This window comes from Stenotrophomonas sp. (assembly GCF_036662295.1).
GTDB lineage: Bacteria > Pseudomonadota > Gammaproteobacteria > Xanthomonadales > Xanthomonadaceae > Stenotrophomonas.
Map to the genome: position 1 here is coordinate 1 of NZ_JAVWXA010000137.1, position 8892 is coordinate 8892.

General features: G+C 71.5%; 10 protein-coding genes. 4 read left to right on the forward strand and 6 right to left on the reverse strand.

From position 1 onward, the window contains the following. Positions 1 to 335 (forward strand): energy transducer TonB (locus RSA25_RS17805; RefSeq protein ID WP_332810166.1); only part of this gene is annotated, 335 nt, incomplete at its 5' end. Here RSA25_RS17805 and RSA25_RS17810 read toward each other — a convergent pair. From RSA25_RS17810 to pip, 6 genes are all read right to left on the reverse strand, one after another. Beyond that, entirely contained in the window at positions 327 to 947 is a 621-nt protein-coding gene (locus RSA25_RS17810) for a DNA-3-methyladenine glycosylase (RefSeq protein WP_332810167.1), read from the reverse strand. The two genes, RSA25_RS17805 and RSA25_RS17810, sit on opposite strands and share 9 nt — an antisense overlap. A 151-nt stretch (positions 948 to 1098) precedes the next feature. After that, positions 1099 to 2487, reverse strand: a complete 1389-nt coding sequence (locus RSA25_RS17815; RefSeq protein WP_332810168.1) for a hypothetical protein — start codon at positions 2485 to 2487, stop codon at positions 1099 to 1101. Between the two features lie 16 nt (positions 2488 to 2503). Then, entirely contained in the window at positions 2504 to 3997 is a 1494-nt protein-coding gene (locus RSA25_RS17820; RefSeq protein WP_332810169.1) for a DUF6384 family protein, read from the reverse strand. Between the two features lies 1 nt (position 3998). Beyond that, positions 3999 to 5195 (reverse strand): cell surface protein, encoded by a 1197-nt coding sequence (locus tag RSA25_RS17825; RefSeq protein WP_332810170.1) that lies wholly within the window; start codon positions 5193 to 5195, stop codon positions 3999 to 4001. Between the two features lie 280 nt (positions 5196 to 5475). Beyond that, positions 5476 to 6123 (reverse strand): hypothetical protein, encoded by a 648-nt coding sequence (locus tag RSA25_RS17830; protein WP_332810171.1) that lies wholly within the window; start codon positions 6121 to 6123, stop codon positions 5476 to 5478. Positions 6124 to 6205: 82 nt separating this feature from the next. Next, positions 6206 to 7168: a prolyl aminopeptidase gene (gene pip, locus RSA25_RS17835; protein ID WP_332810172.1), complete on the reverse strand. Its 963-nt coding sequence runs from the start codon at positions 7166 to 7168 to the stop codon at positions 6206 to 6208. Between the two features lie 94 nt (positions 7169 to 7262). Here pip and RSA25_RS17840 point away from each other — a divergent pair, with 94 nt between their 5' ends. From RSA25_RS17840 to RSA25_RS17850, 3 genes are all read left to right on the forward strand, one after another. After that, positions 7263 to 7631 (forward strand): hypothetical protein, encoded by a 369-nt coding sequence (locus RSA25_RS17840; protein WP_332810173.1) that lies wholly within the window; start codon positions 7263 to 7265, stop codon positions 7629 to 7631. 164 nt (positions 7632 to 7795) lie between these two features. Beyond that, a complete protein-coding gene (locus tag RSA25_RS17845) occupies positions 7796 to 8254 on the forward strand; it encodes a hypothetical protein (RefSeq protein WP_332810174.1) in 459 nt (152 codons plus the stop codon). A 37-nt stretch (positions 8255 to 8291) separates the two neighbouring features. Beyond that, a complete protein-coding gene (locus tag RSA25_RS17850) occupies positions 8292 to 8762 on the forward strand; it encodes a hypothetical protein (RefSeq protein WP_332810175.1) in 471 nt (156 codons plus the stop codon). Positions 8763 to 8892 lie beyond the last annotated feature (130 nt).

An 8892-nucleotide genomic window follows, 5' to 3' on the forward strand; every position in this document is an offset into this window, starting at 1 on the left:
CGCTCGACCTGGCCTACTGGCGCACGCACCTGCCGCGCTATCCCACGATCGCGTTCCGCGCCGGCGTGGAGGGGGAGGTGGTGCTGCGCGTGGACGTCGGCGCCGACGGCCGCGCCATCGGCGTGGTGGTGGAGCAAAGCGCGGGCAACCCGCACCTGGACCGGGCCGCGATGGAAGCCCTGCGCACCCATCCGTTCCTGCCGGCGACGGCGGCCGGTCAGCCGGTGATCGGCCGCACGCGCGTCACCGCGCCGTTCGTGATCGGCGGGCGCACCCTCGACACCACCCGCGCGGTCGACCTGCGCTCGGAGCCGACCGCGGCATCCTCACCCTGATCCACCTCGCGCGGCGCTCGCGCCCGCGCGGCCGGACACATGCGCATGCCCGGGCACGTGCCAGCGCCAGGGGAACGCCACCGCCTTGCTGATGCCGATGCGCGGGCCCACCACCGGCACCGCGGGCGGGGCGGTGCCATCGCAGACGATGCACACGCCGCGGTCGTTGCTGACCAGGTCGGCGCCGTCCAGCGCCCGGGTAATGCCCATCGCCTGGGACAGCCGGCCCGGGCCGCTGGCCAGTTCGCGGTCGTGGCGGATGGCCGGCCGCGCCGCCCGGATCCGGTCCAGCCCGTGCACCGGCTCCAGCGCCCGCAGCAGCACGCCCCAGCCTTCGCCCACCGGGCCGCACACCGCGTTGCTGCCCCAGTGCATGCCGTAGCTGAGATACACGTAAAGGTGGCCGGCCTCGCCAAACATGGTGGCGGTGCGCGCGGTCTGGCCGCGGTAGGAATGCGCCGCCGGATCCTCGCTGCCGGCGTAGGCCTCCACCTCCACGATGCGGCCGGCGCGCCCGTCCGCGCGGACCAGCAGCTTGTTCAACAACGCCGGCGCCACCTCGGTGGGATGGCGCTGATAGAAAGAACGGGGCAGGGGTGTCCACTCGGGCATGGGCGGTACCGGGTTCAGCGCAGCGGCGACGGCCAGGCGTGCTGGATCCGCCGCATCGGGGCATTCGATGTTACGTGCCGTTTCGTGGCGAAAGCGTGGTGGGTGCGCAACCCGCTGCCGACGTCGCTGCGCCGTCCGGTGGGCTGGGCGCTCAGAAGCCGCCGCCGGTGCGGAAGCCGTTGCCGGCGCCCGAGCCGCTGCCGCCGCCACCGCCACCGCCGCTGCGGCCCGTGCCGCCGCTGCCCGAGGCGCGCGATGGCGTCGGGCTGCCGCCGCCACGGTGGCCACCGCCACCGCCGAGCAGGCTGGACCAGGACGATACCGGCGCCGGTGCATACGCCGCGCGGCGGGCATGGCTGGCCTGCACCCGGTACTGGCGCGCCTCGGCCTCGCGTTCGGCGAGGTGCTCGCGGCGTGCCTGGGTGAGCCGCTGCAGGCGCGACCGATCCTGGCCCATCTGCGCTTGCTGGCGTTGGTACTGCTCGCCCGCCGCGGCGATGCGCTGGCGCAGGTCGCGCACCTGCGCCAGCGCCTGGTCATCCTCCGGCGTGGGCGTGGCCAGCACGCGCCGGTCGATCTGCCCGGGCGACTCGGCGGCCAGGGCGGCGGCCAGCTTCTCGATGATGGCCTGGCCGGCCGGGTCGGACCAGGCCGCCAGCGCATCCAGGCCGGCCTGCAGGGTGTCGATCTCACCGCGCTGCAGCTGGCCGTCCAGCAGGGCCGCGCCGAATGCCGTCTGTTGCTGCTGCAGTTCCGCTTCCAATGCCGTCACGCCGGCCGCCAGCAAGGCCGGCCGGCGGACCTGCTCCAGCTGGTCGGCCGCAGCCCCGGCCGTGGCCAGGGTCTGCGCCGCATGCGCGTCCAGGTGCGCGGGCAGGGCGACCAGCAGGGCGTAATCGCGCGAGGCCGCCTCGAAGCCGCACAGCCGTGCCAGCCAGCCATCCACGCGCCGCACCAGGGCGCCGGCGCGGTAGTCGGCGCTGCCGAAGCGACGGTCGAACAGGTACATGAAAATCCGGTCCGCCTCATACGCACCGGCCTTGGCCGCGTGTTCCTCGTGGGCGGAGGCCGCCATCCGCTGCGCCGCATGCGCGGCGTCATCGGCGGCATGGAAGGCCGCCAGCAACGGCTGGTAGCGGGTCTGCCGCTCCAGCGTGGCGTCCACTCCATCGCACAGCACCTGCAGGCGGCGCGCGGCTTCATCGCGGCCGGCCTGCAGGGCAGCCATGGCCGCGTCAGCGGCGGCCATGCGGGCACGCAGCGCGGCCAGGCGCTCGCGCTGCGTGGCAATCCGGGCGTCGCGCTGGCGCAACGCCGGCAAGGTGTCGCGGGTCAGCGCGTCGGCGCCGTCCTGCGGCTGCCCGGCCAGGCCGTCCACCTGCGCGCGCGCGATCCGGGCGAACGCCTGTTGCAGCTGCGCGGCCAGCTCGGCCTGCGCCTGCACCGACTGGCTGCAGTCGGTGTCGGCCCGCTCGATGGCCGCCTCCAGGCGCGCGATCTCGGCGTCCACCTCGGCGACATTGCGGAAGGCTTCATTCATGGCTGTTTCTCCCTGCTCACCATTCGGTGATGTAGCCGCCGGCGACCGGCACGGAGAACGTGGGCGACAGGCGGCCACGCTCCTTGACCCCGATCAGGTCGTCTTCGATCAGGCCGTTGTCCTGCTTGTCCGCCGCCACCCGGTCGTACACCGCCTGGGGTACACGCACGGCAAAGGTTGAGGTGAACGTGCGGGTGCCGGTCTCCTCGTTGCGGATGTCCAGCAGGGCGGCCTGGCCGCGGTCGTCCAAGGCCTCGGCCACCAGGTAGTAGTTGCGCCCGTCGGCGGCGTTCTCGTTGTAGCGCCACACCCCCGAGCGCGTATCCCCCCGATTGACGATGCGGTACTCCAGGCGCTCGCGCAGCAGTTCGACCATGTTCGCCAGCGTTTGCTGGGCATCGCCGGCGTCGGCCAGCGAACCGGCCCGCAAGGTGGTCTCGGCACGCTGCACGGCGGCATCGAATTGCCGCTTGTCCGCGCCGCTGACCCCGCTGGCCAGGCCGTCGCTGCGCAGCTGCGCCAGCGCATCGCCCAAGGCAGCGCGCTTGCCCGCGTCCAGCACGGTCTGGCGCAGGGTCTGCACCGCCGCGCTGGCCTCGGCCAGCTGGCCGATCCGCAGCGCGGCGTCGCCGGCGGCATGGGCGCGCTGGTATAGCCGCACCGCGTCTGGCCCCAGGCCGGCCGCTCGCGCCGCCTGGAGGGCAGCCTCCAGTTGCTCGCTGGTGTCCACCGCGGTGGCCAGGGTCGCCAGCCCGTCCGCCAGCGCCGTCACGCTGGTGTCGGCCACGCCCAACTGTTTCTTCGCTGCGATGATGCCGTCGCGCACCACCGCCACGGCCTGCTGGTCGCGCGTGTCGGCGGCATCGCGCAGGTGGGTCACCGCGTTGTCGCGTGCCAGCGTCGGCAGTGTCGCGGGCACGGCCGCCAGCGCCTGCCGGGCTTCGTGCTGCAGCGTCCGCGCGTGGGCCAGCATCGCCGCAAGACGGTCCGGGTGGGCGGTCGTGGCCCGCGCCTGCAGGCGGTCCAGCGAGGCCTCCAGCGTGCGCAGCCGCGCCGCCAGTGCCCCGCCGCGGGTGCCCACGTCGGCGACCTGCTGGTTGATCGTGCCGACAAACTGCACGGCCTGGTTTTCCTTGACCGCCCGAGTGGCCACTGCCCAGCCGCCAGCCAGCACCAGCATCACCACGCCGGCCAGCAGCACCAGCAGCAGCCGCGTGAACACCCGCCGGCGTGCCACCCAGCCGCCGGCCAGCCAGGCCTTCCAGCCCGTGGGGGCCACGTACACATAGCGCCGCTCGCGCTGCGCGGCGATGCCCGCGTCCAGGATCTGGTCGGACACGTTGATGCCCTGCGCGCGGTACAGCGCGGCCAGGCGCTGCTTCACCGCGAGGCGGTCATGGCCATTCTCGGCAAGCGCCTTCAGCTCTGCATCGCGGTAGCGCAGCTGGTCGACCACATCCATGGTCAACAACGCCGCATTGAGCTGCTCCGGGGACGTGGTCGATGTCACCTCAGCGCGTTTCCTGCGCCGCCGGTGCCTGCAGCAGCGCGGCAAAACGCTGCTTGCCCTGCTCGACGTAGGCGGCGATCTCGGCCGCATCGCGGGTGGCCTGGGCGCGCAGCAGTTCGATCTCCTGCAGCGAGGTTTCCTGGAAGCTCACCACCGCATCCACCAGCTTGCGGACCGACTCCACCCCGATGGTGCTGCCGTAGCCGGCCTTCAGGCCATCGCGCAGCACCTCGTCGCCGATCGTGGCCACGGCCTCGATCCCGCGCGAGGTGCCCTCGGTCATCGCATTGAGGGTCTGGGTGGACTCATGCAGGCCCAGCTGGGTGGTGAAGGCCAGGTTCAACGCGGTGAAGCTGGTTTCATTGGTGGAGAAGAACACGATCGAGCGCTGGTTGACCCGGCGCTTGACCTCGTGGGACTGGTGCACGCGCAGCATGATGGCTTCGGAGGTGGCGTAGTTCACCTGCAGGTTCTCGGCCAGGTCCTTGGCCAGCTGGTAGCGCGCCTGTTCGTCCTGCACGCGGCGCAGCGCCTCGTCGCGGGCCATCGCCAGCCGGCCCGCGGCGGCGGCATCGTCGACCGGGGCGGCGGCGGCCTGCGCCTGCGCGTCCTGCAGCGCGGCATTGGCGGCGCCCAGCGCCTGCGACTGCAGCGCGAGCAGCTCGTGCGCCTGGATCTCGGCCGCCTTGATCGACATGCGGAAGTCGGCATACATCTCAAGCACGCGCGCCTCGCGCGCCAGCTGGTCGGTGGAATCGGCGCTCACCGCCAGGAAGGTCTGGCGGATCTTGTCGAAACGGCTGGGGATGTCGCCGCGGGTCACCTTCATCCACAGGTTCTGCAGCCGCTCGCCCATGTCGATCCGGCCATCGCGGACCTGCTCGACCATGGCCGTGGCGTCGTCACGAATGCTGTCGAAGGCGCGCACGATCCCGGTGTAGCGGTCGGAGACGCGGGCCGAGCTGATCTCCTCGCGCATGACCTGGTTGAAATGGCCGGACTGCTGCAGCACCCGCGCGATGGCGACCACGCGGGCCTCGTCCAGTTGCGCGAGCTGGGTGACCAGCGCCACCGCCGGCGCATTGTTTTCCTGCGGGGCGGCCAGGCCCAGGCTGCGCAGGGCGGCCATCGCGCGGTCCAGGTAATGGGCCGGCGCAGCGTCGGTCATCGGCGGCACGGACAGGGCGGACTCGGACATGCGGGGTGCTCCAGGAGGCGGATGAAAAAGACGGTGTCAGGACGCGCGCGCCCACCGCGCCGGACAGGCACGCGGCGGCAGGGCGAGTGGGAACGAGGAAGGCGGTGCGATGGCGGTCATCGCCGGCGGCAGGCGCGGCGGCAGGGCACAACGAGACAGACACGTGGCGGGCACGACGGACGCTTCCAATGCGCATCGCCCCCCTTGAGCGATTCCTGCGCGCATTGTAGCGGCAGCACGCGGCGTAGAGGAGACGCCAGGCAACGCGAGGCGGGTGTTGTCAGCGCTGCCAGTGCACGGCGGCCAGCGCCTTGGCCAGGGTGCCGCGGGCGGCGTCCTGGCTGAAGGGCGGCGTGCGCGGCGGGTCGTAGACCTCCGGCCGCGTGCCGGACACGATCAGGTCGATCGCATAGCAGGCACCGGCATGCACCGCGCGGTAGCTGTCGGCCGACAGGTAGTGGCTCATGGCCGCGTCGGCCGCCTTGAAGTGGGTGAAGGGCACGCCGCCGATCGCCACGGTATCGCCGGGGCCGCTCGCTTCGTCCGACGGGGTGAGGCAGGCGGCCACGTCGGCGGCGTGATCGCTGCGGCCGATCCGCATCTCCGCCGAGGTCACCGCGTTGGAGCCATCGACCACCACCGCCACCAGCGGCGTACCGCGGCTGTCCGGGGCCGGGTAGAGCTTCCACGCATCCAGGGCGAGGTAGCTGCGCTTGAAGTCATGGGCCAGATGGGTGCCGGCTACGGGGCGTACCGCGATGCCGTGACCGGGCTCGGCGAAGGCATCGCCTGCCTCCGGCGCTGCCTTGCCAGCGCGCGACGCCGGGGCGGCATCCGCGGCGCCCGTACCGGCGGGGGAGGCGGTGCAGCCGCCGGTGGCCAGCACCAGCACGGCAGCAAGGACGGGAGTGGCCAGCGGATGATTCATGGCAGTCTCGCGGGTGGGTCCAGGTCCTGTGCAGCGTGCGCCGCCGGGTGTTAAGCGCGCGCCACGCCGCACCGCCTGCTGCTTAGTGGCTGTGCGCGCCCAACGAGGCGGCGAACGCATCGGTAGCCCGCACCAGCGCATCGGCGGTGGCCGGCTCGGTCGCCCCGTGGCCGGCCAGCACCATCTCCAGCCGGGCTTCGGGCCAGGCACACGCCAGCTCCCAGGCACTGCGCGCCGGACAGATCATGTCGTAGCGGCCCTGCACGATCACTCCGGGCAGGTGGCGGATCGCCGCCACGCCGCGCAGCAGCTGGCCATGTGCCAGGAACGCGTTGTGGCGGAAGTAGTGTGCCTCGATCCGCGCCTTGGCCAACGTCTCCATGGGGTCGGCGCTGTCTACCGCATGGACGTCGTGCACCAGCGTGGCCGCGTTGTCCTCCCAGCCCAGCCACGCCTGCGCGGCGGCGATGCGGGTGGCCAGGTCGTCGCTGTCCAGCCGCTGCCAATAGGCCTGGATCATCTCGCCATGCTCGGCCTCGGGAATGTGCGCGGCATAGCGCGCCCAGCGCTCGGGAAACACCCAGCGGGCACCGCCATCGGCCTCGTTGAACCAGCGGTTCTCCTCCGCCCGGCCCAGGTACACGCCGCGCACGATCAGGCCGGTGGCCCGTCGCGGGTGGGCCTGCGCGTAGGCCAGTGCCAGCGTGGAGCCCCACGAACCACCGAACACCAGCCAGCGCTCGATGCCCAGGTGCGCGCGGATCGCCTCGATGTCGGCCACCAGGTGCGCGGTGGTGTTGTCGCGCAGCTCGCCGAACGGGGTGGAGCGACCACTGCCGCGCTGGTCGATCAGCACGATGCGATAGCGCGCCGGATCGAAGAAACGCCGATGGATCGGGGACGCGCCGGCACCGGGGCCGCCATGCAGGAACACCACCGGGATGCCATCCGGGTCGCCGCATTCCTCCACGAACAGGGTGTGCAGCGCATCGACGGCCAGGGTAAAGCTGCGGTAAGGGCTGATCGCCGGGTACAACGTGCGCATGCGACGCTCCTGCAGGGCGGGGGCAGGTCAGGATAGCGGCTGCGTTGTAGGATGCACATGGCCGGGAATGGCCGAACCAACGTGTGGAGAGAGGATGCGGCACCTGATCGAATTCGATGTAAAGGCCAACCTGCGCAACGGGCGAACGGTGGAGCAGCTGCTGCCGGGGCGCATCGAAGCCGGGGAGACGATCATCCGCCACCTGTCCATCCATCGCACGCGCGAGGGCGAGTGGATGGTGGAGGTGTACGAGGTGTACGACGACGGCCCGGACTTCATGGACCTCTATGAATTCAGCAGCGTCGATCCGGACATGCCCGCCGGCGAGGAACCGACGTTTGCCAGCGTCGAGGACGCGCTGGCCTACTGCAGCGAACAGCTGGGGGCCCGACCGGACCGCTACGTCAATCTCGGCCTCGTTTCGGAAGAGTACCGGGACCGCTACCATCCCGACGCAGCATAGGTAGGTAAACCCCTACACCACCCCCCTCCCAAATCCGATGGCTGACGATCCGCCACGGACCTACACTCGCGCCAGTGGACGACAGTCGCTGCCGGTGTGCTGCCGCGCGGGCCCGGCCATCGCAAGGGACAAGGGGGCGTTTTGTGTCAATGAAATCAAGCGTCGTGGCGCCGAGCGCTGCGGCATGGCTGCTGCTTTGCCTCGGCCTGGCCGGCAGCGCGCAGGCCGACACGGTGCTCAATGCCCAGGCCAAGGCGCTGGCCGACGGATGGATCGGGCGCGATGCCTCCGCGCTGCTGCTGCAACTGCGCGTGGATGGTGGCCGGGTCCAGATCGACGAGGACGACGCCACCCTGGAAACCCGCTACACCTGGACCACGATCCAGCCAGCCTGGACGGAGAAGGTGTACGTCAGCGGGGGCGAGTTCCTCTACAACGAACCGACGCCGCCCAGCGGCTATCGCCCCGTGTTCGCCCCGATCCATTACCGCAATGTCGAGCACCCGCCGGTGCATCGCTGCGACATCAGCTATATCGCCGACCGCGAAGGTCGGGTCCAGCGCTGGGTGGCCAACGGCATCCAGTGCGACGAGGACGTCGTGGGACCCCAACAGCGCCGCTGACGCAGCGCGCCCACATGCATTTCCAGGAGGATGAACGATGAACATGACGCGTTACGCAACAGGTGTGCTGGCCGCGGTGCTGGCCACCGCGTTCCTGGCCAGCCCGGTCGCGGCCAAGCCCCGTCACGGCGTGATCGAGGAGGTGCAGCCCATCGAGAACCGCGGCGATGACACCTCCACCAAGACCAAGCGCGGCCGCACCATCGGCGAGCGCCTGGGCAAGTTCGGCGGCGTGGCGGTCGGCAGCGGCCTGGTCTACGCGGGCGAAGCCAATGCCGGCTTTGCCGTCACCGCCGCCTCGGATACCTACGGCCAGCGGGTCGGCGGGGCGATCGGCGAAAAGGTGGCCGGCACCGGCCCGACCACCCGCTACATGGTCAAGGTGCGCCTGGACGAAGGGCGCGTCCTCAACACGACCCAGCTGCGCGAGCAGATCAACGGGCTGGCCGTCGGCAGCCGCGTCACCGTGGAAGGCAGCGGCGACGAAGCGGTCATCAGCGCCGAGTAACGGCGCAACGGGGCGGGGCAGCGCTACCCGCGCTGCCCGTCCACAGCTGCGGTCGCGCTGCACCCCGGCCCCGTTCTGGCCCCCGTTGTCGCCACCGATGCGGCGTTACTGCGGGCCGGTGCCGGTTTAC

Coding starts and splice junctions, on each gene's coding strand:
- pip (WP_332810172.1), bottom strand. CDS start 7,168: ATGCGCACGTTGTACCCGGCGATCAGCCCTTACCGCAGCTTTACCCTG.
- RSA25_RS17825 (WP_332810170.1), bottom strand. CDS start 5,195: ATGTCCGAGTCCGCCCTGTCCGTGCCGCCGATGACCGACGCTGCGCCG.
- RSA25_RS17840 (WP_332810173.1), top strand. CDS start 7,263: ATGCGGCACCTGATCGAATTCGATGTAAAGGCCAACCTGCGCAACGGG.
- RSA25_RS17815 (WP_332810168.1), bottom strand. CDS start 2,487: ATGAATGAAGCCTTCCGCAATGTCGCCGAGGTGGACGCCGAGATCGCG.
- RSA25_RS17830 (WP_332810171.1), bottom strand. CDS start 6,123: ATGAATCATCCGCTGGCCACTCCCGTCCTTGCTGCCGTGCTGGTGCTG.
- RSA25_RS17850 (WP_332810175.1), top strand. CDS start 8,292: ATGAACATGACGCGTTACGCAACAGGTGTGCTGGCCGCGGTGCTGGCC.
- RSA25_RS17810 (WP_332810167.1), bottom strand. CDS start 947: ATGCCCGAGTGGACACCCCTGCCCCGTTCTTTCTATCAGCGCCATCCC.